Source organism: Maridesulfovibrio sp., from assembly GCF_965230075.1.
Classification (GTDB): domain Bacteria; phylum Desulfobacterota; class Desulfovibrionia; order Desulfovibrionales; family Desulfovibrionaceae; genus Maridesulfovibrio.
Genome location: NZ_OZ245945.1, coordinates 4,332,928 through 4,354,163, shown reverse-complemented (window position 1 = coordinate 4,354,163; position 21,236 = coordinate 4,332,928). Strand labels below are relative to the sequence as shown.

The following is a 21,236-nucleotide window of genomic DNA, read 5'->3' as shown; positions in this document are numbered from 1 at the left end:
TTTTAAGTAAAACAGGACGCTTTCTTTTTACCAAATATTCTTACCGTTTTCCGTGTTGTCATCAAAGAGTCTGGTGAAATCATCAAATGCGGCCAGTGCTGCGGCAGCACCCTGCCCGGTGGCTGTGATGATCTGGCGCACGCCTCCGGTCACGTCTCCGGCAGCATAGACCCGTTCCACACTGGTGCGCTGGTTGGGATCGACTTTGATGAATCCATCCGGGCGCAGTTCGCAGCCCAGCTTTTCAGCAAGTTGGGTGTTGGCGGTGTGTCCAATGGCAACGAAAACTACATCGGTATCCAAAATGTTCTCGGTGCCGTCTTTGTTTATGAGGCGGGCAGATTCCACCTGATCTTCACCGATGATTTCGCTAACCTGACTGTTCCAGATGATCTCGATTCCTTCACGCCTAACGGAATCCTGCAGCACCTTTTCTGCCCGGAACTTGTCTCCGCGATGGACGATGGTGGTTTCAATACCCAGATGTTTGAGGTGCAGGGCATCAGTAAGTGCGGTGTTTCCACCGCCGACAACTACAGCCTTGCCGCCTTTGTAGAAGTTACCGTCACAGGTGGCGCAGTAGCTGACCCCGTGGCCGTAAAACTTATCCTCGCCCGGAACGCCGAGCATGCGCACGTTGACCCCGGTCGCAAGCATGACCCCTTTGGCGCGGTATGTCTTTTCTTCAGTAACGATATCGATGCGTTTTCCGTATCTCACATCACTCACTTCAGCGAACTGGTGAATGTCTGTGTATTCGCGGGCATGGGTTCCAAGAATTTCCACCAGTTCAAAGCCCTGAATGTTGGTAAAACCGGGATAGTTCTCGACTTTAGGAGTGAGAGCCACCTGACCGCCAACGCCTTGCTTTTCAAGGATTATACAGCTCAATCCACTGCGCTTGGCGTAAATTCCGGCACTCATTCCGGCAGGTCCTCCGCCGATGATGACCAGATCGATGTCTTCAAAAACAGTGTCGTCAGCTGTTTCAGCTTCTGCCTTGGCTGTCTTTTGTTCTTCTACAACTTCTTCCAGAGGCTTGAGGAAGAGCAGCTGAAGCATAAATTTTTCTTCAGGCTCCAGTCCGGTGAAGGTGGCTGTGTTGTTAATGTCAGTGTGCGGGACAGAACCGACCTTGTATTCGTGGGCCATGTTTTCATTATCAAGGGTGGAAATATTCCAAGCCGAAACTTTGTCAGGTCTGGCAACTGCGGCCTTGAAAGCGTTAATGGCCTGTCCGGGGCAGTAGGGGCAGGTCGGGCTGGCAAAGATTTTGATCAGGCGGTCTTCTTCCAGCGGTTCGAGTATCTCTTTTGTGGAGTTTGAAATTCCGTCTGCGCCTTTGGAAGCGAGCTTGAGTGCTTCCACCAGAGCGCGTCCTTCTTCCCCGGCAGGAGCACCCAAAAAGCGGATATCGTATTCATCAGGTGAGATGAGTACTGTGGGGGTAGCGATGATATTTCGGTTTTTACCCATCTCGCTGTCCATTGCGTATTCGCGCAACTCAATCTTATCGCTGAACACATTGAAAGCTCGGCAGATATTGAGGGTGAATTCATTATATTCGCGGTGTTCTCCGTCGGCAGTGTATACTTCTATTGTTACGGTCCGTTTGAATCCGGCAAAGAGTTTTTCAAGATAATCGCGGCTCTCTTCAGGGATGAAATTGCGGTATTTTTCTTCTGCGCTCAGTGTACTCATGTTCAGCCTCCTTATTATTCCGCTTGAGTTAAGCGGACACTTATCATCTCATCAATTTAATATATTGCTTTTAACAATATGACTTATTTTACAGATCCGGAAAAGGTTTTTCCAAAATCCATGACACAGACTTATCAGTAATAATTACTAAAAGCAATGATAGGTGCAGTTATTTATAGATAAGTTTAAAAAAAGAGGCGGCTGAATATTTGGTATTGGCGGGAAGAATACCGATCTTGGCATAAAGGGGCTTGAGACTGGCCTTATGCCCCCAGAGTTCACCGGAGTATTGCTGAGGTACGATTAATTGTTTGATGTTTGATCCGTGCATAGCGAGTTTGGAACGCAGGAAAAGGTAAAGGGCTTTGGAGCGTATTTTTTGCCCCAGTGCCGGATGGACAGGGCCGGCTACAATGCTTTCTTCAAAGCCTTCTTCGTGCGCAACACCGATACGGATGACATGGATTTTATGCTGCCAGAGTCGCAGCAGGGCCGGGGATAACTCTTCTTCAGTACGGCTTAAAGACCATGGAGTATATTTGCCTACCCGGTACAGCTTTTCAAGTCCGGTACCTTTCACTGTCAGGCAGGGATAGATGCGCACAGCATCAGGCGCTAGTTCTATGGTTCGGCTGATGTCGCGCTGAAAATCGCCGCGTTTTGTTCCGGGCAGTCCGGGGAGGAGCTGGATACCCAGTGAAAGTCCGCTTTCGCGAATAACATGGCAGGCATTGACTGCGGTCTGCGGGGAGTAATTGCGGGCCGAGCGGCGCAGGACTTCTGCTGAAAAACTCTGGATGCCCAGTTCAACCATGTCCAGTCCGGCTTCGTGGAGTTTTACTATTTGATCAGCATCAATGCAGTCCGGTCGGGTGGAGCAGCGTACCTTAGTCATGTAGCCTTGTTTTTTGAACTCTGCAGCAAGTGAAATGAAACGTTGCTGCCATTCAAAGGGAAGGGCGGTAAAGGTGCCGCCGAAGAAGGCCAATTCAAGGGGATCACGCTTTTTTTCCTTGAAAAATGCGGGTATTTCACGTTCAATATCTTGATATATTTCGCTTAATGTCTTAGCTCCAGTTCCAGTCTGCCTGTCTTGAGAGCAATAAATACATTTTGTGGGGCAGCCCATAAAAGGCATGAAAACCGGCCAGATGCGTGTTTTTTTATGCTCCGGTTCCGGGTGTTTAAAAAATGTAGTGTGCATAGGTCAGGGGCTTTCAGTTAAAAAAATAAGACAAATCATGCCTTTGTTTAATAAATTAGCTTGATTAAAAAAACGTGGTCGGTTATTTATTTAAATATAACTGTCTCTTGAAGCTTTCAAGATCGGTTTAAGACTATTTGTTTTAACATGCAACTGTGGGAACAGCAGCAGTATTCATTATGAGTAATCAGGATTGTATCTTCTGTAAAATCGTGGCTGGGGAAATTCCCTGCTTTAAGATTTATGAAACTGACAAGGTGCTCAGCTTTCTGGATATCGGGCCGGTCAATAAAGGCCATGCCCTTGTTATCCCCAAGCAGCACTGTGAAAATATTTGGGATCTGCCCGCAGAACTGGGGCAGGACATAATCACCGCCGCCCAGCTTGCCGGGGATGCCATAGTCAAGGCTACCGGTGCTGACGGACTGAACCTGATTATGAACAACAATGAAGCGGCAGGCCAGCTGGTTTTCCATGCCCATTTTCACCTCATCCCCAGATTTAAGGAAGACGGTTTTGTCCACTGGGCCCAGAGTGAATATGAAAGCATGGATGAAGCTTCAGCCCTTGCCCAAAAGATAGAAAAGATGATAATGGGATAAATTAATAGTAATTTATTCTCAGACGATAACGCCTTTTACCTGAATCGTCGTGTTCGGCATTTTGCCTGCACGGTTAACATTAAAACCGCCGCCCCTGACCGCAGGGCCGGGGACAACGGAGGAAAGGAATGGCTACCGGAAACACCCTCACTAAAGCCAGCGTTGTTGACTACATCTACGAAAAGACTGACCGTAACAGAGCTGAGATCAAGGAACTGGTTGAATCCATCCTCGACATCATGAAACAGGCCGTGAAAAAAGATCACGCCATGTTGATCAGTGGTTTCGGTAAATTTGAAGCTTACGACAAGAATGCTCGTAAGGGACGCAATCCCCAGACCAACGAAGCAATTACCCTGCCCGCACGCAAGGTTGTTGTTTTCAGGCTCTCCCGCAAGTTCAGGGCTGAACTGAACGGATAGTGAGTTACCGCCTGAGTTGCGGTCTGGCTTTCTCCCGCTTTGATATTTTGTAATGAAACAAAGGAGCCGGGTTTACCCGGCTCCTGTTTCATACTTTTGTGCAATTTATTGAAGCCCTACGGTCTTTTTACACTGATGTGCACAAAAAAACGCCCTGTCGTTTCGGCAGGGCGTTTTTTTTATTGCTAGTATGCTTGGGCTTACTCAGCCACGAGAATCACGTTTCCGTATTCATCACCGAGGGTAGCCATGGCATCTTCAGCTGCCGGGATATTGTAAAAGTATCCGGCCTGTACCCGCATGAACTTCTGGCCGTTCACGTTTACTTCCACCATGCGAGATTCCTTGTAACCTCCGTCGCGCAGAGACTGCAGTACATTCTGGGCTCGGTCATGGTCAGTGAATGCACCCACCTGAATATAGTAGTGGGCCTGTGCGGTAGCTTCTTCGGTGATGATGATTTCTTCAACTTCCGGTGCAGCCTGCACAGTTTCTTCCATAACGGCCTCTTCTGCAGGAGCCGCTGTCTCAGCTACGATTTCAGTGGCTTCTACTGGCTCAACATTAACATCATCAATAGCCCGCAGTTCAACCGGAGTGATCCCTTTGTTTACAATTCCCAGCTTGGATGCTGCAGAATATGAAAGGTCGATGATACGCAAATCAGGGTCGGCAAAAGGTCCGCGGTCATTGACCCGGACGACGACTTTGCGTCCGCTGGAACGGTCAGTTACTTCAAGCATGGTGCCCATGGGCAGGGTGCGGTGGGCGGCGGTCATGGCGTACATGTTGTAAGTTTCGCCGTTGGCAGTTGTCTTGCCGTGAAAGTCGTCACCATACCATGAGGCCAGTCCTTGCGCCTTATAGCCTTTGGAGCTGAGATGCGGAATATAGGTTCGGCCATGCACGGTGTACGGGTCAGTTTTCAGAACCGGTTTGACCACGTTAGGGGAATCCTGCTTCTTCACCTTGTGATGGGTGATTGCGGGAGTGGAATAAATTCTTTTTTTAGCACAGCCTGCAGGGACAAGCAGCACCAGAAGTGCAAGCAGAAGTACATATCTGGACATTTGAGCCTCCGTCATATGGAAAAATCTTTATTTACCGATGTCCTGATAAAGCAATCAGGTAACCCATCCATAGTTGTTGAATTGGCTAAAGTCCAGCAGTCATTGTTATAAATATATAAAGGTGTGATTTCTTCTATAGCTTTTGCGGGAAATGACGAAACAGTATGGCTGAAATGCTGGACCGTATGTTCCTGCTGTGACAAATTCTCAGGCATAAATGTTTAGAGTAAAGGTAAGGGGCTACCAATATGAGATGTATTTGTGATCAGTGCGCAGCAGAAAATTCATCCGGTACAAGTAAATGCTTAAAGGATTTGTGGATATTTGAGCATTTTAGTGAAGGCCAGCTTCAGGCTTTACAAACCATAGGTATCAGAAGGGAGATACCCACCGGTCAGCTTGTATTCAGTCAGGGTGGGCATGCTGATGAGCTGTTCCTTATAAGGAGGGGAAGGATTAAGCTTAGTAAGGTCAGTGAAGACGGCGCAGAAGTGACTCTTGACTTCAGGAAGCATGGGGATGTCCTTGGTGAGAATCTATTTTCCGGTGCCGGGACTTACCCGGTAACGGCTAGGGCAATAGAGGGCACAATCACCTGCGGCTTTAATTTAAACGATTTCCAGTCCCTCATTCTGCAAAACCCGGACATCGGGCTTAGTGTGATAAAATCCATGAGCAATAAAATTTTGTCGCTGTCCAATAGAATTGAAAGTATTGCCGAGGTTAATCTCGAAGATAGGCTTTACAGTGTCCTTTCCTGTATTTCCAAAGAGCACGGCTGTAAGATTGGTGGTGAATATCAGTTCCCTTTTAAGCTCACTCACGAAGAACTTGCTTTCCTGGTCGGAGCACATCGGGTTAGTATTACTAAAGCAATGCAGGCTCTAGCCTCCAAGGACAGAATCAAATGCCGGAACAAAATTATCACCCTGAAAAGTTGTTAATGTAGTCTTGGCTACAGAATTAGTTCATTTGCTTCATTAGCTAATTGGGCAGTGTTTATGTAATCAACATAACCCCAATAAATAAGGAGCAGATCAATGCCTGTAAAATTTCCAGCCATCGGCAGTAAGGTTGTAGCGAAGGTTATTGAGACCAAAGGGAATTGTACCATCGGAATGAAGCCCGGTGATGAGTTTGAGCTCAGCACCCACAAGTGTGGAGATTTTTGCGGACTGTTTTATAAGAATATTGCAGGCTGGGTGACTACCTTGCAATTGGGAGGAACTTTTCCTTTTGGTGATGATCCGGATATCCAAGTATGGGAATGCCCTAATGCCAACAATAAAGTAAAGGTGGAGCTTCGCCGGATCAGAGAATGATTGGTGCATATTCTGACAGCCGGAAGGTAATTACCTTTCGGCGAGTCTAATGCTGGCTATTTAGTGCTCCGCGAAAGAGCCAGTGCCAGAGCTGTGGTCAATTTGACCAGCTCGTTGTTATTGCGGCGTACTGTGGCAGTCAGCCGCTTGCCGATGGTCATAAGCAGTTTGGATCCTGTTTGCGGATGGTTTCCCACAAACTCGAAGAATTTCATGCGGTCAGTAACCAGAAATTCGGAGTCCTCCACTACTGTGACTGTGGCTGAACGATGGTCGCGGTCGATAAGGGCTATTTCACCGAACATGGGGTAGCTGCTGTCATCAAGGTTGGCCAGTACCTTGCTGGTGTTTTTGATCTCACTAAGCGGCAGGGACATGCCTTTCATGAGCATGGCTTTGGTGATGCGGACTTTGCCGTCCACAAGGATAAACATCTCGTCCCCTTCCTCGCCTTCGGAGATGATTTCCGTGCCGGAACGCACTGCGATGTTGGCAAAAATAGACTTTACCTGCTGCAGTTCTTCCTCTTCGAGATTTTGGAAAAGGGGGATAGACAGCCAGTAATCAGCCATGTTCGGGACCTCCCGGAGCACTTATGACCAGCAGGGCGTCATATTCTTCCATGAGCTCATTATCCGGGGGATTCATCTGGACTTTCGGTCCCTGCATGCCCAGTGAAGTATCCTGCCCGGAGGTCTTGAACAATTCCATAATGAACTGGTCCAGTGCGGAACCTTCGTCGAGTACATCCTGCAGGGTCAGGTTCTTGCCCAGCTTGCAGGCTGCTACCGGCAGGCATCCGCTGCTGTTTCTGACTTTCGTGCTCAGTTCCCTCCAACTCATCTGTCGCTCTTCGGCATTGCAGGGCCGGAATTGGAGCATGCCGGATTCTCCGATGCCTAGCAGGTTGCGGAAGAAAGACCACATGGATGGGCTGGCGCCCATCATGCCCATCATGCGCCCGGAAATTTCACCGCGTACGAGAATTTCATTAGCCCCCGCGCGGAGCAGGTGCTCCTTGTTTTCATGGCGGGCGATTTCCGCGTATACCGGAACCTTGGGGGACAGAGTGCGCAGGGCCAGAACCGCATATATAGCCTGCTGGTCGGATTCCTTGCTGTCAATTCCATTCTGGCAGAGCACATAGACATTGCGGGCCACACTTGGATTCGCTCTTGAAATGACGTTGGTCTGACTGATGTTGCCGTGCACGAAATTCAGCCGCTCCCCCATATCGAGTTTAAAGGCGATTTCATCCCTGATCTGGCTTTCAAGGTCGCTGACAATGACCAGATGCAGCTTCTTTGGGGCGGTCTGCTCGTTAAGCGAGTCGATCAGCCCGAAGGCATAGTCATTCCATCCAAGTATAATTACGTGGTCGCTGGCTTTCACTGATAACAGCCCCTTGCGTTTTTTGGCTTTCTGCTCCACCAGCATGGAAGCCATATTACCGGTGAGTGAAGTCACCAGCCCGATGCCGGAGATCATGACCAGTCCGCCGAGTATTCTTCCGGGCACAGTGGTCGGTACCATATCCCCGTAGCCCACAGTGGTCAGGGTCACGACGGCCCACCAGAGGGCATGGGAAATCCGCGCTTCCTCACCTTCGCTGAGTTCTATCCAATAGAAGGCGAGTGTGCTTAAGAACAGCAGCAAAGCAGTGGCAATGACCAGCTTGCCGAATCCCGTCCTGAGCCAATTGGTAAATTTCATATGCCCCCGGCGACTTAAACCTTTTTACCTGTAGAATATGGACTAGTTTCTTTATACCCCGTATTTCTGTTAAAATTCAAGGGAAAGGAAAAAAGAAAGCCCGGTTTCCTGAAAAGGAAACCGGGCTTGTACAGTCGTATACTTGTATTTCTACAGGTAACCGAGAGCAGCTTTAATTTCGCCGGGAACCATTGCGTTCTCAGCGGGTTCAAGAGCTTTCCAGGAAGCACCGGCCTGTTTGCGGGCATCCTTAACTTCGTCAAGGGAGAAGCCTGCGCGGGGTACTTCAAGGGACTGACCGGGGTAAATCAGGTCAGGATTCTTGATCTGGTCCCTGTTAGCTTTGTAGATAAGGGGCCACATGAAAGGATCGTTGTAAATCTGTTTGTATTCAGCGATCCACCAGAGGCATTCGCCTTTGGTTACTACGTGGGAAGTGGGCAGAGTTTTGTACTCACTTTCGTAGATTTCCATGGGAGTCGGAGGAACAACTTCTGCAGCGGGTTCTTCCTCAACAACTACAACTTCAGTTTCCTCAACAACCACAACATCTTCCTGCTGGACCTGCTTTTTAGCACATCCTAATGTAAACATCAGGCTGAATGCGATTGCGAGCAAGATCAGTTTTTTCATTTTTCAAGGCCTCCTGCGATATTTAGAATTTGTTCGCTTGCTTAGTCATACTTTAACTGTTTTCGTCCAATTATCAACTATTTCTTTTTCTTGCAACACCCTAGGGTTGCTTGGGTTTAATTTAAAGGCCAGCCCGGTGGCTTCTACGGCCTTCTCCATCCACCCTCCAAGACGCAGGCTCCGGGAGGCAAGAACATAAAGCATTTCAGGCTCATCTTCGTAAACTGTATCAATAAGTACTTCATATTCTTCACGAAAGACTTCATGAACCAGATGGTTCTGGGAAAAGAGCAGCCTGCCCAGAAGCGCATTGTCCTTATGGCTTTTCAGGTAAATGGGAAAGAGTTTACGGCAGCGGGCAATAATAAATCTTATGCGGCTGATTTCGCGTTCCATACTCTCTTCAGTCTGTTCAACAACCTGAACGAAATCCTGTCCGATCACTGATTCCGGCAGGGTGGTGTCCTTGCCGCGCAGGTTTGAGAAGAGCGGAGCGTAGTTCAGGTTCTGGTAGGCATCTTCGCGAAGTTTGAATGCTTCGTGGAAAATGTAACCCATGCCCCAGTCCAGAAAACGCCCGGAAAGGGGGTCGCCTTCCTCATTACGGAATAGCAGGTGGGCCGTATCCTTCAAGCGCCAGAGCAATCCTTTATTCATCTTGGTTCCGATGAGGTCATCAAGGACTTCGAAACTAACGCTGCGTTCGCGGTCAAATGTTTCGAACTGCTCCTCCAGCGCGCTGCCCGCAAGGCAGAAGTCTCTGAATGTGTCCCGCACAAATTCGGGCATCTTGGACTTTATCCATGAGTTGGACATATGATTTTCCTTTCGGATTTATTTTTTACATTCCGCAAGGCTGGCTAGTTTTGCCAGCTCCGCCAGTCTCTCGTCTGCTTTGCGGTAAAGGGTTCCTTCCGGGAATTTACCGTCTTCACCCTTAACCCCGGCCTCCATGCCGGTGAGGATAAAGATCGCTTCTTCAATGGTTTTGACTGGATAAATATGGAATTCACCGTTTTCAACGGCCTGCACAACCTCGTTTCTGAGCATGAGGTTTAGCACATTATCCGCCGGAATGATAACACCCTGTTTTCCGTTCAGTCCCCTGCGGCGGCAGACCTCGAAGAATCCTTCGATTTTGCGGCTGACTCCGCCAATCGCCATAATAGTTCCCGACTGGCTGACAGCCCCGGTAAAGGCGTAATCGAATTTGATGGGTACTCCTGAGAGACCGGAAAGCAGGGCCGCAAGTTCGGCACCGGATGCAGAATCACCCTCGATTCCGGCGTAGCTTTGTTCAAAACAGAGGGATCCGGTGAGCACGATGGGCTTGTCCTGTGCGAAAAGACCCACAAGGTAGCTCTTGATGATCATCATGCCCTTGGTGTGGATCGGTCCGCCCATGCGCGCTTCGCGTTCAAGGTCGAGAATCCCGCCATGGCCTACGCCGATGGTGCAGGAAATCCGGTGCGGCAGTCCGAACTCATAATCACCGAACATGGTGACTGAAAGACCGTTGGCCACCCCGATACCCTGACCCGAAGTCTCTACCTTGATGACCTCCCGGTCATACTCGTTCATGTATTCATCTTCATAGAGATTGGAACGGAAGTCCTTCATGGAAATAGCTTCTTCCAGCGCCGGCAGGTCAACCGATTCTTTGTCGTCCAGCTTAGCCAGTGCCGAGGCTTCAACCATCATTTCCTTGATCAGCGGGATGCGCAGGGAAAGTTTTTTCTGGTCTTCGGCCAGACGGCTTGAGTAATCAACAATGCGGGCCAGCGAATTGCGTTCAAAAGGCAGCAGTTTGGAGTCATCAATAATCTTGCCCAGAACACGCACAAATCGTTCTACATTATCCTCATTGCGTTTAGCGCTGAGCTGCATATGGGCCTTGAGCTTGAAGTATTTTCCGAACCGTTCGTCATTATATAATAAAATCTCGTAGGTTTCTTCAGAGCCGATCAAAATGACGGTCAGGTCCAGCGGGATCGGTTCCGGCTCAATGGTCTTGGTGCGGATATGTTCTCCATCACCCGGGTCTTCGATTTTGGCCTGGCCGGTACGCAGTGCCCGCAGCAGCCCTTCCCATGAAGACGGGGTGGTCAGGATGTCGTCTGCATATACAATGAGATAACCGTGGTTGGCCTTGTGGATGGCTCCGGCCCGGATCAGGGTGAAGTCTGTGTACAGGGCACCCATTTCCGATTCCCGTTCTATGGAGCCGAGCAGATTGAAAAGGGTCGGGTGATCGGCCATTACTACCGGGGCGCCTTCGGTCTTGCTGTTATCCACCAGCAGGTTGACTTCAAAGCGTGAAAAAAGTTCTTCCACCGGGGAAGCTTCAGGTAGCTGTAATCCAGGGATGGGGGATGCGGCCTGCGGTTCTTTGGGCATGAACAGTTCAATATTATCGAGCAGTTCTTCTTCGAGTTCACCAAGATATTCTTTGATTCTATCAAACTCATTGAAATTTTCATGCAGCGGAGAAAGCAGGTCCTTGAGCAGTTCCTTGGCGGAGTCCTGATGAAGCTTACGTTCGTCTTTACGGAAGCCTTCTTCGGTTTTGCTGATCCGGCGCAGGATTGTAGTCACTTCGGCCAGCAGGTCATCAGCAGCATTGCGCAGGCTTTTACGCACATCCGGGTCAAGACGTTCGAACTCGTCATCATTTAAAATTCGTCCTTCCACCAGCGGAATCAGGGTCAGGCCGCCATGGTCATCGATTTCAAGGCTGAAACCACGTTCCTTGGCCAGGCCTTCCATATTCGTGAAAAGGTCTTCACGCTCGTCTTGAAAGGTTCGCGAAATCTGTTCCAAGGCCTTTACATGTGGTTCACGCTCAAACCATGTGGGCAGCTGTTCCTTGATCTGGGAGACAACTTCGGACATGGCGTTCTTGAATTCCTTGCCCCGTCCGGCAGGCAGGCTGACCGAAATGGGGTGGTCCTGCTGGGAGAAATTGTGCAGGTATAACTGATCCGGCGGAGTCTCCTGTTTGGCAGCACGTAGCTGGAAATATTCACGGGCAAAGTAGCTTCTGCCGAGGTTAGGGTCCCCGGAAAGATAGAGGTTGTGGCAGGTCCCCTTGATGGCAAGGGCCATGCGGAATGCCTGTAAGGCCCGGGGCTGGAACTGGTCGTAATCGTATTTTGATTCAGGGATTTCTGTACTGGAGTTGTACTTGATTTCAGACGGTTCCTGTCTGGATGTGAGTCTGTCCAGAGTCAATTCATTGCTAGTCATAATATTCTAATCTTCCTCTATTAAATCTGTATCCGGTTACAGTCTTAAGACTTACGTGCATATGAAAAAAAAGTCACTCTGAACGGTTAGAGGTTGAAATTCTTATAAAGGTTGATTGTGAAATTTTTTACAAATATAAAGATTTAATTAATCAGGTGTGTTAATAAAAAATAAGCATGAAAAAAAAGCTGAATGTTCATTCAAAATTGATTTTGATGTTGCGCGTTAGTCTTTTCGGGGATATGAAATTCAGGTGTTTTTTGTTGCGAGGTGGGTTCCTCTGCTGATCTTTGGAATAAATTTTCAGTAAAATAGAGCTTATGGATGAAGAATACGTTGACTCTTATTTGAAGATTATGCTAGACGAAACTCACTTGTGAAGGTTTGCGCAAAGTCCGCTTTGCGCAGCAAATTCCATCCCGGATAAAATAAAGGACCGGAAGCAACATGTTCTTTTTGAAAGGGAATAAAGAGACCTTCGATCTGCTCGGCAATGCTGCTACGATCGGAACTCATCTGGTTGCCTCCACCTTTGTCGGGTTGGGTATCGGGTGGTATCTCGATAAATGGTTGGGAACGAAGCCTTGGCTTCTAATTGTTTTCTTGTGTTTCGGAATCGCTGCCGGCTTCAAGAACGTATTCGACGAAGTTCAGCGGATTCAGAAAAAGGATCAGGGGAAAGGTCCTGGAACCAATGAAAATAAATCAGAAGATTGAATCATTCCTCCACAGGCGGGGCTTCACTCATCCGGACGTACGCAGTCTGGTGCGAAATCAATTGTACCTTACTGCCGGAACATGCCTTATAGCTGCAGTAGTCTCCATCGGGTTTGCCCACTGGGCACTGGGACTGGCAGCCGGAGCGGTTCTGATTACGTTCAACTTCTGGTCGCTGGCTAAGTTCGGTCAGCATCTGGCTTACATGCGCAAGGGCGCGGTTGTGTCCTTGTTGATTCGCTTCTACGGTCGGCTCATTTTATCCGGGCTGGCTATCTACGGTCTGATAGTCTGGGGGCAGTGTTCCATTTACGCTCTTCTGGCCGGTCTTAGTACGGTAGTTGTGAATGCGATATTTTGGGGCGTAGCCGGGTTTCGGCAAAAAGTGAAGGAGGCATAAGGATCATGGCTGGAGGTTTACCACATCCATTATTGATCATGACAGAGCTTAACCACGCTCTGGGAACTCACATCCCCAACCACGTGTGGTACACATGGTTCGGAATGAGTGTTCTTTTCGTACTGGGTTTTATTGTATCCAGAAGGCTCAGTCTGGTTCCCGGCGGGGTGCAGAACCTTGCTGAGATCGTCATTGGGGGATTGGAAGATTTTGTCGTCAGTAACGTCGGTGAGGGCGGACGCAAAGTATTTCCTTTCATGTGTACTCTTTTTGTATACATCCTCACACTGAACCTCATGGGGCTTATTCCCGGATTTGACGCTCCTACCGCGAACGTCAACACTAACGCAGCAATGGCTGTATGTACTTTTCTTTACTACAACTACATCGGCATCAAACTTCATGGTGCCCACTACATCAAGCATTTCATGGGCCCCATTCCGGCTCTGTCTCCCTTGATGTTTATCATCGAAGTGGTTTCCCACATTTCGCGTCCGCTTTCGCTTACTCTGCGTCTGTTCGGTAACATCCGCGGTGAGGAAATCGTTCTCGTACTTCTGTTCCTGCTTGCTCCTGTAGTTTCCACCCTGCCCATGTACTTCTTGTTCATGCTGGCAAAGGTTATCCAGGCTTTCATTTTCTTCATGCTGACCATGATTTATCTGAAAGGTTCTCTGGAAGAAGCTCACTAGGATTCAGGCAAACTTAATTTTGGGGAAATGGTCTAACGACCTGTTAAATAAACTTATATTTTGGAGGATTTTACAATGCGTAAAGCTCTGCTTATCGTTCTGAACACCATGGCTCTGGTTCTCGCTGCTGGTGCAGCATTCGCTGCTGGCGTAGCTCCCGAAGTTGCTTCCGCAACCGCTACTGCTACCGCTATCGGTATGGCTATCGCTGCTGCTGGTTGTGGTATCGGTCAGGGCCTCGGTCTGAAAGCTGCTTGTGAAGGTACTGCACGTAACCCCGAAGCTGGTGGTAAAATCACCGTTACTCTGATTCTTGGTCTGGCATTCGTAGAATCCCTGGCCATTTACGCTCTCGTTGTTAACCTGATCCTGCTCTTCGCTAACCCCCTCATCGGTTAGTTTTAAGGATTTGGAAATATTTAAAGGAGGTCTTCGGACCTCCTTTTTTTTCCGCAAGTATTGTTAATTTTTTCACATATTTGATGCCGGTATCGGGGTTTTACAGGCATCTAGGCTATAATCCCTTGCATAAATTAATAATATGCTCCCAAAGGGTAGCCGAAACCAAGGGTTTTAGTGTATATTAATCTAATGGAAGGTGGCGGAAAAGGTTGCGTTCGTATCGACTCTCCAGTAGGGGAATTAGCGAACTTGCGAGGGAAGGTAGTGGTCTTCCGGACCTCAGAACCTAAAACTACCAGCCGAGACTTTTCGTGCAAGTGCATTTGTCATGGAAAATAGGAAACTAAAGTGAAAACCCAGAATATCCCCAAAGCGACCATTAAAAGGCTCGCTGTTTACATACAGGTATTAACAGGACTCAAAAGGGACGGAGTAGAGGTTATTTCCTCTGAGAAACTGGCCCGGGCCTGTTCGGTCAATCCTTCTCAGATTCGTAAGGATCTGGCATACTTCGGTGAATTCGGTGTACGTGGTGTAGGTTACTACGTGCATGAACTCATCTCTTCAATCAAGCAGTCTCTCGGTGTAGACCGGGTCTGGGGTTGCGCTCTTGTGGGCGTTGGTAACCTTGGACGAGCTTTGTTGCGCCATAAGGAATTCGCACTGCGCGGATTCTCCATTCGTGCGGCATTTGACTGCGACCCCTATAAAATCGGGGAAGTTGTGTCCGGCCTTGAAGTCGTCTGCACTCGCCAGTTTAAGGCGCGAGTAGAAGAACTGGGCTTGGAGATCGGAATTATTACCACTCCGCCGGAAAGGGCGCAGCGAGCTGCGAACTATCTTGTTGACGGTGGCATTAAGGGAATTGTCAACTTCGCACAGGCGAGGATTGATGTACCTAAAAATGTTCCGGTTGAATACGTTGACTTCACCCATCACTTTTATTCTGTGGCCTTTAATATCAGTTCCATGGAATAAACAGTTTAGACAACTCTGTTAGAAACGAATCCCCTGCAGCCTTAGGTTGCAGGGGATTTTTTGTTATTCAACTGAATATTGCTTCTTGATGTTGTGCTTCTTCAATAGGGCATAAAGTCTGGAAACTGATATGCCTGAGATTCTGGCCGCTTCAGCCATATTAGCCTTGCTGATGAGTATCAGTTGTTCAAGGTACAATTTTTCAGCACTGTTGACGGCCTCGTCTCGATATTCCTTAAAAGGCGGTAATTTGTTGGCATCCGGGAGATTGACCTCAGGCATGGGCATGTCTTCGCTGCGTGCTTGGGGTTTGCGGGACTTATTGCCTTTGATCAGTGTCAGGCTGTTCTTGGGTTCCTGCTTTGGGAGTACCGAAGCCTGTGCTGCAGATACGCGCAAGCGGACAGGTAGGTGGATGGGCAGGAATTCACCGGCCCCGGGATTTGAGGTGAAAACCTGTTCCAGTACGTTGAAAAGCTCACGCACGTTACCCGGCCAAGGGTATGATTTTAAGGCATCAAGGAATTCTTCGGAAATGGCAATAGGCGAAGCGTCGAAGTCTGCTGCCATTTTGTTCAAATAGTAGCGGGAGAGCCTATTGATGTCTTCCCCGCGTTGCCTCAGAGGTGGAAGCTCGATGGTAAATGCCTGCAGTCGATAGAGCAGGTCCTGTCTGAAACGTCCACTCTGGACCAAGGCTTCAAGGTCGCGGTTTGTTGCGGCCACAAGTCTGAAATCGCTTTGTTTTTCTTCATTGCCGCCCACAGGACGATAGGTCCGTTCCTGCAATACCCTGAGAAAAGATTTCTGCAAAGAGACCGGAAGTTCCCCCACTTCATCAAGGAAAAGAGTACCGCCGTCAGCCTTGGCTATTAAACCTTCCTGACTTTTGTCTGCGCTGGTAAAAGCTCCGCGCTCATGGCCGAAAAGTATGGATTCAACGAGGTTTTCCGGGATCGAGGCACAGTCGACAATAATGAAAGGTCCAGTACGGCGCATACTGTTGTCATGGACAGCCCGGGCAAAGAGTTCCTTGCCGGTGCCTGTTTCTCCAAGCAGGAGGACTCCTACGTGGCTTTCAGCAGCTTTGGCAGCCTGACCGAGGCAGCGTACAATGGAGTCAGAACGTCCTACGATATTGTGGTGGCCGAGCTTGGGGCTGGAGGATTGTTTTTCGCTGCGGTACTGGAAGACCCTCTTCATGTGCAGCATGTATTCTTCCTGGCTGGCCGGTTTGGAAATATAGTCCCATGCCCCGGAATTTATTGCCAGCTCTGCGCCTTTGGAGTCTCCCTTACCGGTGATGATGATAACCTCAGGCATATTGCTGAGCTGTTGCAGCTCCGGAAGGGCATCAAGCCCGTTTCCATCAGGAAGAATTACATCGAGGAATACGACATCAAAGCGCTCTTCACGCGCAAGGGCCATGCCTTCTTTGAGGGTCAGGGCTTTTTCTCCATCATGGCCCGCAGATTCAGCTATGGCGATCAGCAGTTCCCCGATAAACGGGTCATCATCAATAATTAAGACATTGGCCATCAGTAGTCCCGATAGATTTCCAGTTGAGGTATAATATTAATAATTGGTCGGCGTTTATGAGCATATGAGCATACGTTTTTATGCATATCAACCATTTTTAAAAAAACGTTGACTATTTGCTCAACTGGTAATAGTTGATAGATCAACAGTTGACTAGTCAATTGTTGATCTATCAACAAAATAGAGGGGCAAATGATAAAAAAACATGCTTCATTTGGATACATGAACGGACAGATGGGACGGTTGCATAAGGCTATTCTTGCCGAAAAATTAAAATCTGTAGGTATTACATACGGACAGGTCGGTTTTATTATGCAGTCATTGCGGTATCCAGGAAGATCTCAAGATGAATTATCAATGATCCTCAGTGTTGATAAGGCAGCTACCGCGCGGGCAGTCGCAAATTTAGTTAAGCTGGGATTGCTATACAGAGAAGAGAATCCCGAAAATAGACGTCAGAAATTGGTTTACCCCACAGAGAAAGCAGAGAAGATAAAGGAAGATCTGCTTAAAGAGCTGATGGCTGCAAATGAGATTATGATCTCCGGACTTTCAGGAGAAGAAGCAGAAAAATTGATGGAATTGATGGGCAAAGTGATTGATACGAGCAGAGATCATCTGGGTATGCCCCGTGTTTGGGATTATTTGTAGTGATATTTCAGGAGAATATAATGGATGATGCAAAGAAAAAAGCAGTCATATTTACAGTGGCGGTAACCCAGTTTACCATGCCTTTCATGTTCTCGGCTGTAGGCATAACCCTTCCGGTCATGGGCCGTGAATTTGGAGCCAGCGGTCTTGATCTCAGTCTTGTTGAATCGGTATATATCGGTAGTGTCGCTGCCCTGTTGCTGCCATTTGGTCGGCTGGCTGATATGCATGGCAGGCAGCCCATGTTCAGGCTCGGTGTATTGCTGTTTGCAATATTCACGTTGTTGATCGGGTTTGCCCAGAACATTGAAACTGTGATCTGTTTACGCATGATTCAGGGTATGGTCGGCGGTATGGGTATAGCTACCAATATGGCACTGCTGACCAATTCCGTGCCCAAAGAAGAGCGCGGAAAGGCAATGGGGTTGGCGGTAGCAGCAGTATATGTTGGCCTTTCAGCAGGACCGTACGTAGGCGGTCTTGTGACATCACATATGGGGTGGCGCTGGATTTATTATCTGAGCATGATTCCGCTTGGAATTTCATATTATGTTGCCCACCGCAATTTGAACGGAAAGTTCCGGCCTTCGGATGAGAAATTCGATTATTCCGGAAGCTTTGTTGTTGCTCTTTCTGTTGCAGCCATTGTTTTTGGTGGAACCAGTCTCGGTGCAGGATGGTTTGGACCGGCAGCATTGATTGCAGGTTTACTTGGCGTTGCACTCTTTATTTACATGCAGAATAGAGCAGAATCACCGTTGGTGGAATTAACCCTGTTCAAGGAAAGACGTGATTTTTCAGATGCCGCACTGGTGCAGTTTATTAACTATGCCGGAACATTCGGGATAGTTTTTCTCTTCAGTCTCTACATGCAGTCCGTAAAAGGCTTCAGTCCCCATGATGCAGGACTGGTACTGGTTATTCAGCCTATTGTTCAGGCCGTGCTTTCTCCTCTTTGCGGCAGGCTTGCTGATAAGTTTTCCCCGCGGGTGTTGGCTCTGCTGGGCATGCTGGCTTGTACTGCCGGGACGATAATGGGAGCACTGGTCACAGCGAACACAAGTCTTCCCTATCTTTACAGCATGTTTGTGGTGCTGGGCATCGGTTTTGCGCTGTTCTCCTCACCGAATATGATCATTCTTATGAGCAGCGTGCCTCCTTCCCGTTATGGTTTTGCTTCTGCGATTTCAGGTGGGCTAAGGACTATCGGTATGGTTTTCAGTATGGTTATCATCGCCATCTTCCTTTCCACCATTATGGGCAAGGCCCCAGTCAGCCCTGAATCCGCAACTGAATACCTGACAGTAATGCGCTTTTCACTGTCCAGCCTTGCTGTTCTGTGCGGAATTGCGGTCTTGATCTCCATCCGGTCGGTGCTGAAAAGGCAAAGTGTTGCCAAGAGGGGCCTTTGTGTGCAATCTGCCGGGAACAGCAAGGAGGGCTAATGGCGGAAATTAATATCAATGCTGCGGATATTCTCGGTGCGGCAAGCAAGGCTGGCCGCAGACTTAAGGATAATACTGTTCAAGATGAAGGATTCAAGGCTGCCACAGATCAGGCAAGGGTGCTGGCCTACTATCTGACTCTGCTGGTCAAGTGGAACAAGTCCATGAATCTGGTCGGTCCGCAGGGCTGGGAGCAGGTCTTTCATTCCCTGATTATCGACAGCCTGCATCTGGCAGATTTTCTTGATTCGCTGGAGCTGCCCGCCAATCCGGTAACTTTGGATCTCGGTGCCGGAGCCGGATTGCCCGGAATTCCCTTGCGTACCCTCTGGCAGGCCGGTGATTACCGTCTGGTTGAGTCGCGTGAGAAGCGGTGCATATTCATGCGTACTGCCCTGCGGATGATGAAGCTGCCGCGTACGGATGTGTTTCAGGGCCGAGCGGAAAAGATCCCTGCAGAAACTCTTCCCGCAGACCTGATCCTGAGCAAGGCCTTCATGCCATGGAAGGAACTTTTGGAGTTCGTAAAGCCCATGCTGGCCCCGCAAGGCAGGATCGTGATCCTGTCCAATGATCCTGCACCTTCTGAACAGGATTTGGATGATCCGGGCTATGAGCTTGAAGATTCCATGCAATATAAAGCCGGAGATAAGGTTCACTATTTCTGGTGTCTGCGAAGAATGTAATGCCTCCGGCGCCTAAAAAATTTTAATAAGCTTTGCATATAGCTTGTTAAAGCTACTTTCAAAACAAAAAGCGGCCTTGATTCAATTGAATCAAGGCCGCTTTTTGTTTTGTATGGAAGTAAAAATTATTTTTCTTCTTCTTGGTTTGCTCCGGAAAGAGCTTCCAGCAGACCGCCTTTGAAGATCAGCTTGGTGGCATGTTCGTCGGCGATTTCGGCCACATCCATGAGCTTCTCAAGGAATTCGAGGATTTCAAATCTTTTTTCTTCGGTTCCATTATCAAATTCAAATTTCATATCACCGGAAGTCATGTATTCTTCCAGTTTTTCAAGGTAATCCATTTTAAGCATAACTCTCTCCAATAGCAGGGAGCTCCCGCACAAAAGTATATATGACAACGGCGAAGCCGAAGTAAAAGTTTTTGGGATTCTTGCACTAGCCCTTAGTCGAGAAGCTTCGCTTCGAGTCTTAGGGATAGCGACAGTGGAACAAACCCTTTTTTCAAAAAGGGTTTAAGCCGCCGGAGGCGAAATCAAATCAATAAAGCGCGAAGCGCATCAAATCTGCCTTTAAACGTGATGATAAGGCGAACCGCGCAGTATGGAAGCAGCGCGGTAGAGTTGTTCAAGGAGCATTGTCCGGGCCAGTTCGTGGGGTAGGGTCATCTTGCTCAAGCTGAGCTTGACCCGGGCCGCATTCTTGACCTCGTCAGCAAGTCCGAAGGGACCGCCAATGACAAAGGTGGGCGTCAGGTTGGGGTCTTCAGTCCAACGTTGCAGCTGCTTGGAAAGTTCCACCGAGGTCATTTCCTTGCCCTTTTCATCAAGACAGATAAGCATATCAGAAGGCTTTATTTTGGCCATGATGGCCTTGCCTTCATGTTGCACTTTGTCCATGGGGGGCAGCTTGCCCGGTGCATCTTTGAGGATGGTTTCTTCCAGCTTGTGGAAGCGTCCAAGTTTCTTGGTGTAATGGGCGCAGGCATCACGGAAAAAAGGTTCCTTGAGCTTGCCGACCCAGACAAATCTTAATTTGCTCATGTTTAAATTTGTTTAAGGGTTGCGTCCAGCTTGCCATCTTCAATGGAAACAAGCACGTACCCGCCGCCGGAAGCCATGCCGGGGTTGAAGATACGGGATTTACCGATGGAGTCTTCGCCGCTGGATTCATGGATGTGCCCGCAAAGGACGATATCGGGCTGATGCTTTTCAATGAAACCGCGCACGGCTTTGCTGCCTACGTGCATTCCATTGCCGATGACATCCAGCTTGGTGTTGAAGGGCGCGTCGTGGACCACCAGAAGCAGTTGTTCATAATCGCCGAGCTCATGGTGGGTGTCGTCTAAATATTGGGCCATTTCATCTTCGGATATCTCGCTGGGAGTTCCAAAAGGGGTTGGTATGGAACAGCCCACGCCCATGGTTTTAATGCCCTTAGCTAGTTCACGGATTTCGCAATGCAGGTTCGCACCTTTCTCCTTCAAGAAGTCCGTTACGTTGCTCCTATCCATATTGCCGAGTTGGGCAAGGATATTTTTGTTTCTGCGGTATATGCTATTCCAGACCTTTTCGATTGCCCCTTCAGGGGAATGGTTGGTCAGGTCTCCGGTGATGATCACTCCGGAAACTTCTTCAAGGCTAGGGAGCAGGTCAACAAATTTAACACTCTGGTGAACATCGCCGAAAGCTATCCATTTTTGGTTGGATTCGGACATGCTGCCTCCGATTGTATATGGCTCAGTTAGGATTTTATAGGTGTTGGTTCCAGAGAATTTTGAATAGCATTAATGGTCTTAAAAACCAATGGCAGTCCG

24 protein-coding genes are annotated in these 21,236 nt (G+C 48.5%); 12 read left to right on the top strand and 12 right to left on the bottom strand.

From position 1 onward, the window contains the following. Window positions 1-27 precede the first annotated feature (27 nt). Window positions 28-1,701 carry an FAD-dependent oxidoreductase gene (locus tag ACO05Z_RS19600; protein ID WP_421903875.1) on the bottom strand — a complete coding sequence of 558 codons (1,674 nt, stop codon included), beginning with the start codon at window positions 1,699-1,701 and terminating at the stop codon, window positions 28-30. 169 nt (window positions 1,702-1,870) lie between these two features. Further along, complete coding sequence (locus ACO05Z_RS19595) at window positions 1,871-2,905, bottom strand: elongator complex protein 3 (protein WP_421903874.1); 1,035 nt, start codon at window positions 2,903-2,905, stop codon at window positions 1,871-1,873. Between the two features lie 179 nt (window positions 2,906-3,084). Here ACO05Z_RS19595 and ACO05Z_RS19590 point away from each other — a divergent pair, with 179 nt between their 5' ends. Both ACO05Z_RS19590 and ACO05Z_RS19585 read left to right on the top strand, forming a co-directional pair. Then, on the top strand, window positions 3,085-3,507 hold the full coding sequence (locus ACO05Z_RS19590; RefSeq protein ID WP_421903873.1) for an HIT family protein: 423 nt from the start codon (window positions 3,085-3,087) through the stop codon (window positions 3,505-3,507). A 128-nt stretch (window positions 3,508-3,635) separates the two neighbouring features. After that, window positions 3,636-3,929, top strand: coding sequence for an integration host factor subunit alpha (locus tag ACO05Z_RS19585; RefSeq protein WP_015853597.1), 294 nt, complete (start codon window positions 3,636-3,638; stop codon window positions 3,927-3,929). 200 nt (window positions 3,930-4,129) lie between these two features. On the opposite strand, the gene ACO05Z_RS19580 is transcribed toward ACO05Z_RS19585, so the two are convergent. Beyond that, window positions 4,130-4,999, bottom strand: coding sequence for a septal ring lytic transglycosylase RlpA family protein (locus ACO05Z_RS19580; RefSeq protein WP_421903872.1), 870 nt, complete (start codon window positions 4,997-4,999; stop codon window positions 4,130-4,132). A 248-nt stretch (window positions 5,000-5,247) separates the two neighbouring features. On the opposite strand from ACO05Z_RS19580, the gene ACO05Z_RS19575 reads away from it, so the two are divergent. Together ACO05Z_RS19575 and ACO05Z_RS19570 are read left to right on the top strand one after the other, a co-directional pair. Continuing rightward, window positions 5,248-5,943 (top strand): Crp/Fnr family transcriptional regulator, encoded by a 696-nt coding sequence (locus tag ACO05Z_RS19575; protein ID WP_421903871.1) that lies wholly within the window; start codon window positions 5,248-5,250, stop codon window positions 5,941-5,943. A gap of 96 nt (window positions 5,944-6,039) precedes the next feature. Continuing rightward, window positions 6,040-6,321 (top strand): TIGR04076 family protein, encoded by a 282-nt coding sequence (locus ACO05Z_RS19570; RefSeq protein WP_421903870.1) that lies wholly within the window; start codon window positions 6,040-6,042, stop codon window positions 6,319-6,321. Window positions 6,322-6,377: 56 nt separating this feature from the next. On the opposite strand, the gene ACO05Z_RS19565 is transcribed toward ACO05Z_RS19570, so the two are convergent. The 5 genes from ACO05Z_RS19565 to ACO05Z_RS19545 all read right to left on the bottom strand — a co-directional run bounded on the left by ACO05Z_RS19565 (window position 6,378) and on the right by ACO05Z_RS19545 (window position 11,913). After that, window positions 6,378-6,893, bottom strand: coding sequence for a cyclic nucleotide-binding domain-containing protein (locus tag ACO05Z_RS19565; RefSeq protein ID WP_421903869.1), 516 nt, complete (start codon window positions 6,891-6,893; stop codon window positions 6,378-6,380). After that, window positions 6,886-8,034: a potassium channel family protein gene (locus tag ACO05Z_RS19560; protein WP_421903868.1), complete on the bottom strand. Its 1,149-nt coding sequence runs from the start codon at window positions 8,032-8,034 to the stop codon at window positions 6,886-6,888. Before ACO05Z_RS19560 ends, ACO05Z_RS19565 begins: the two co-directional genes overlap by 8 nt. Before the next feature lie 150 nt (window positions 8,035-8,184). Further along, window positions 8,185-8,667: a LysM peptidoglycan-binding domain-containing protein gene (locus ACO05Z_RS19555; protein WP_421903867.1), complete on the bottom strand. Its 483-nt coding sequence runs from the start codon at window positions 8,665-8,667 to the stop codon at window positions 8,185-8,187. A gap of 45 nt (window positions 8,668-8,712) precedes the next feature. Beyond that, window positions 8,713-9,483, bottom strand: coding sequence for a hypothetical protein (locus tag ACO05Z_RS19550; RefSeq protein WP_421903866.1), 771 nt, complete (start codon window positions 9,481-9,483; stop codon window positions 8,713-8,715). An 18-nt stretch (window positions 9,484-9,501) separates the two neighbouring features. Continuing rightward, window positions 9,502-11,913 (bottom strand): Lon protease family protein, encoded by a 2,412-nt coding sequence (locus ACO05Z_RS19545; protein WP_421903865.1) that lies wholly within the window; start codon window positions 11,911-11,913, stop codon window positions 9,502-9,504. A gap of 447 nt (window positions 11,914-12,360) precedes the next feature. On the opposite strand from ACO05Z_RS19545, the gene ACO05Z_RS19540 reads away from it, so the two are divergent. The 5 genes from ACO05Z_RS19540 to ACO05Z_RS19520 all read left to right on the top strand — a co-directional run bounded on the left by ACO05Z_RS19540 (window position 12,361) and on the right by ACO05Z_RS19520 (window position 15,102). Further along, the gene (locus ACO05Z_RS19540) at window positions 12,361-12,630 is read left to right on the top strand and encodes an AtpZ/AtpI family protein (RefSeq protein ID WP_015853588.1); all 270 of its coding nucleotides are present in this window, start codon (window positions 12,361-12,363) and stop codon (window positions 12,628-12,630) included. After that, complete coding sequence (locus tag ACO05Z_RS19535) at window positions 12,608-13,030, top strand: ATP synthase subunit I (protein WP_015853587.1); 423 nt, start codon at window positions 12,608-12,610, stop codon at window positions 13,028-13,030. Before ACO05Z_RS19540 ends, ACO05Z_RS19535 begins: the two co-directional genes overlap by 23 nt. 5 nt (window positions 13,031-13,035) lie before the next feature. Then, window positions 13,036-13,722 carry a F0F1 ATP synthase subunit A gene (gene atpB / locus ACO05Z_RS19530; RefSeq protein WP_421903864.1) on the top strand — a complete coding sequence of 229 codons (687 nt, stop codon included), beginning with the start codon at window positions 13,036-13,038 and terminating at the stop codon, window positions 13,720-13,722. Between the two features lie 75 nt (window positions 13,723-13,797). Next, window positions 13,798-14,121, top strand: coding sequence for an ATP synthase F0 subunit C (atpE, locus tag ACO05Z_RS19525; RefSeq protein WP_015853585.1), 324 nt, complete (start codon window positions 13,798-13,800; stop codon window positions 14,119-14,121). 351 nt (window positions 14,122-14,472) lie between these two features. Further along, the gene (locus tag ACO05Z_RS19520) at window positions 14,473-15,102 is read left to right on the top strand and encodes a redox-sensing transcriptional repressor Rex (RefSeq protein ID WP_015853584.1); all 630 of its coding nucleotides are present in this window, start codon (window positions 14,473-14,475) and stop codon (window positions 15,100-15,102) included. 63 nt (window positions 15,103-15,165) lie between these two features. Here the strand turns inward: ACO05Z_RS19520 and ACO05Z_RS19515 are convergent, their stop codons facing one another. Beyond that, complete coding sequence (locus tag ACO05Z_RS19515; protein WP_421903863.1) at window positions 15,166-16,641, bottom strand: sigma-54-dependent transcriptional regulator; 1,476 nt, start codon at window positions 16,639-16,641, stop codon at window positions 15,166-15,168. A 192-nt stretch (window positions 16,642-16,833) separates the two neighbouring features. On the opposite strand from ACO05Z_RS19515, the gene ACO05Z_RS19510 reads away from it, so the two are divergent. From ACO05Z_RS19510 to rsmG, 3 genes are read left to right on the top strand one after another with little or no spacing between them, the layout of a single operon-like run. Next, window positions 16,834-17,292, top strand: coding sequence for a MarR family winged helix-turn-helix transcriptional regulator (locus tag ACO05Z_RS19510; RefSeq protein WP_421903862.1), 459 nt, complete (start codon window positions 16,834-16,836; stop codon window positions 17,290-17,292). A 20-nt stretch (window positions 17,293-17,312) separates the two neighbouring features. Beyond that, window positions 17,313-18,737 (top strand): MFS transporter, encoded by a 1,425-nt coding sequence (locus ACO05Z_RS19505; protein WP_421903861.1) that lies wholly within the window; start codon window positions 17,313-17,315, stop codon window positions 18,735-18,737. Then, the gene (rsmG, locus tag ACO05Z_RS19500; RefSeq protein ID WP_421903860.1) at window positions 18,737-19,423 is read left to right on the top strand and encodes a 16S rRNA (guanine(527)-N(7))-methyltransferase RsmG; all 687 of its coding nucleotides are present in this window, start codon (window positions 18,737-18,739) and stop codon (window positions 19,421-19,423) included. Before ACO05Z_RS19505 ends, rsmG begins: the two co-directional genes overlap by 1 nt. Window positions 19,424-19,548: 125 nt before the next feature. Here the strand turns inward: rsmG and ACO05Z_RS19495 are convergent, their stop codons facing one another. From ACO05Z_RS19495 to ACO05Z_RS19485, 3 genes are all read right to left on the bottom strand, one after another. Beyond that, complete coding sequence (locus ACO05Z_RS19495; protein WP_421903859.1) at window positions 19,549-19,773, bottom strand: hypothetical protein; 225 nt, start codon at window positions 19,771-19,773, stop codon at window positions 19,549-19,551. 219 nt (window positions 19,774-19,992) lie between these two features. Beyond that, a complete protein-coding gene (locus tag ACO05Z_RS19490) occupies window positions 19,993-20,463 on the bottom strand; it encodes a 23S rRNA (pseudouridine(1915)-N(3))-methyltransferase RlmH (RefSeq protein WP_163350301.1) in 471 nt (156 codons plus the stop codon). A 2-nt stretch (window positions 20,464-20,465) separates the two neighbouring features. After that, complete coding sequence (locus ACO05Z_RS19485) at window positions 20,466-21,137, bottom strand: metallophosphoesterase family protein (protein ID WP_421903858.1); 672 nt, start codon at window positions 21,135-21,137, stop codon at window positions 20,466-20,468. Between the last annotated feature and the right edge of the window lie 99 nt (window positions 21,138-21,236).

Bases quoted from the DNA above. Each gene is read 5' to 3' on its own strand.
- ACO05Z_RS19595 (WP_421903874.1), bottom strand. From the start codon at position 2,905: ATGCACACTACATTTTTTAAACACCCGGAACCGGAGCATAAAAAAACA.
- ACO05Z_RS19540 (WP_015853588.1), top strand. From the start codon at position 12,361: ATGTTCTTTTTGAAAGGGAATAAAGAGACCTTCGATCTGCTCGGCAAT.
- ACO05Z_RS19510 (WP_421903862.1), top strand. From the start codon at position 16,834: ATGATAAAAAAACATGCTTCATTTGGATACATGAACGGACAGATGGGA.
- ACO05Z_RS19550 (WP_421903866.1), bottom strand. From the start codon at position 9,483: ATGTCCAACTCATGGATAAAGTCCAAGATGCCCGAATTTGTGCGGGAC.
- ACO05Z_RS19570 (WP_421903870.1), top strand. From the start codon at position 6,040: ATGCCTGTAAAATTTCCAGCCATCGGCAGTAAGGTTGTAGCGAAGGTT.
- ACO05Z_RS19585 (WP_015853597.1), top strand. From the start codon at position 3,636: ATGGCTACCGGAAACACCCTCACTAAAGCCAGCGTTGTTGACTACATC.
- ACO05Z_RS19515 (WP_421903863.1), bottom strand. From the start codon at position 16,641: ATGGCCAATGTCTTAATTATTGATGATGACCCGTTTATCGGGGAACTG.
- ACO05Z_RS19485 (WP_421903858.1), bottom strand. From the start codon at position 21,137: ATGTCCGAATCCAACCAAAAATGGATAGCTTTCGGCGATGTTCACCAG.
- atpE (WP_015853585.1), top strand. From the start codon at position 13,798: ATGCGTAAAGCTCTGCTTATCGTTCTGAACACCATGGCTCTGGTTCTC.
- ACO05Z_RS19600 (WP_421903875.1), bottom strand. From the start codon at position 1,701: ATGAGTACACTGAGCGCAGAAGAAAAATACCGCAATTTCATCCCTGAA.
- ACO05Z_RS19590 (WP_421903873.1), top strand. From the start codon at position 3,085: ATGAGTAATCAGGATTGTATCTTCTGTAAAATCGTGGCTGGGGAAATT.
- ACO05Z_RS19580 (WP_421903872.1), bottom strand. From the start codon at position 4,999: ATGTCCAGATATGTACTTCTGCTTGCACTTCTGGTGCTGCTTGTCCCT.
- ACO05Z_RS19555 (WP_421903867.1), bottom strand. From the start codon at position 8,667: ATGAAAAAACTGATCTTGCTCGCAATCGCATTCAGCCTGATGTTTACA.
- ACO05Z_RS19505 (WP_421903861.1), top strand. From the start codon at position 17,313: ATGGATGATGCAAAGAAAAAAGCAGTCATATTTACAGTGGCGGTAACC.
- ACO05Z_RS19565 (WP_421903869.1), bottom strand. From the start codon at position 6,893: ATGGCTGATTACTGGCTGTCTATCCCCCTTTTCCAAAATCTCGAAGAG.
- atpB (WP_421903864.1), top strand. From the start codon at position 13,036: ATGGCTGGAGGTTTACCACATCCATTATTGATCATGACAGAGCTTAAC.
- ACO05Z_RS19535 (WP_015853587.1), top strand. From the start codon at position 12,608: ATGAAAATAAATCAGAAGATTGAATCATTCCTCCACAGGCGGGGCTTC.
- ACO05Z_RS19575 (WP_421903871.1), top strand. From the start codon at position 5,248: ATGAGATGTATTTGTGATCAGTGCGCAGCAGAAAATTCATCCGGTACA.
- ACO05Z_RS19560 (WP_421903868.1), bottom strand. From the start codon at position 8,034: ATGAAATTTACCAATTGGCTCAGGACGGGATTCGGCAAGCTGGTCATT.
- ACO05Z_RS19495 (WP_421903859.1), bottom strand. From the start codon at position 19,773: ATGCTTAAAATGGATTACCTTGAAAAACTGGAAGAATACATGACTTCC.
- rsmG (WP_421903860.1), top strand. From the start codon at position 18,737: ATGGCGGAAATTAATATCAATGCTGCGGATATTCTCGGTGCGGCAAGC.
- ACO05Z_RS19545 (WP_421903865.1), bottom strand. From the start codon at position 11,913: ATGACTAGCAATGAATTGACTCTGGACAGACTCACATCCAGACAGGAA.
- ACO05Z_RS19490 (WP_163350301.1), bottom strand. From the start codon at position 20,463: ATGAGCAAATTAAGATTTGTCTGGGTCGGCAAGCTCAAGGAACCTTTT.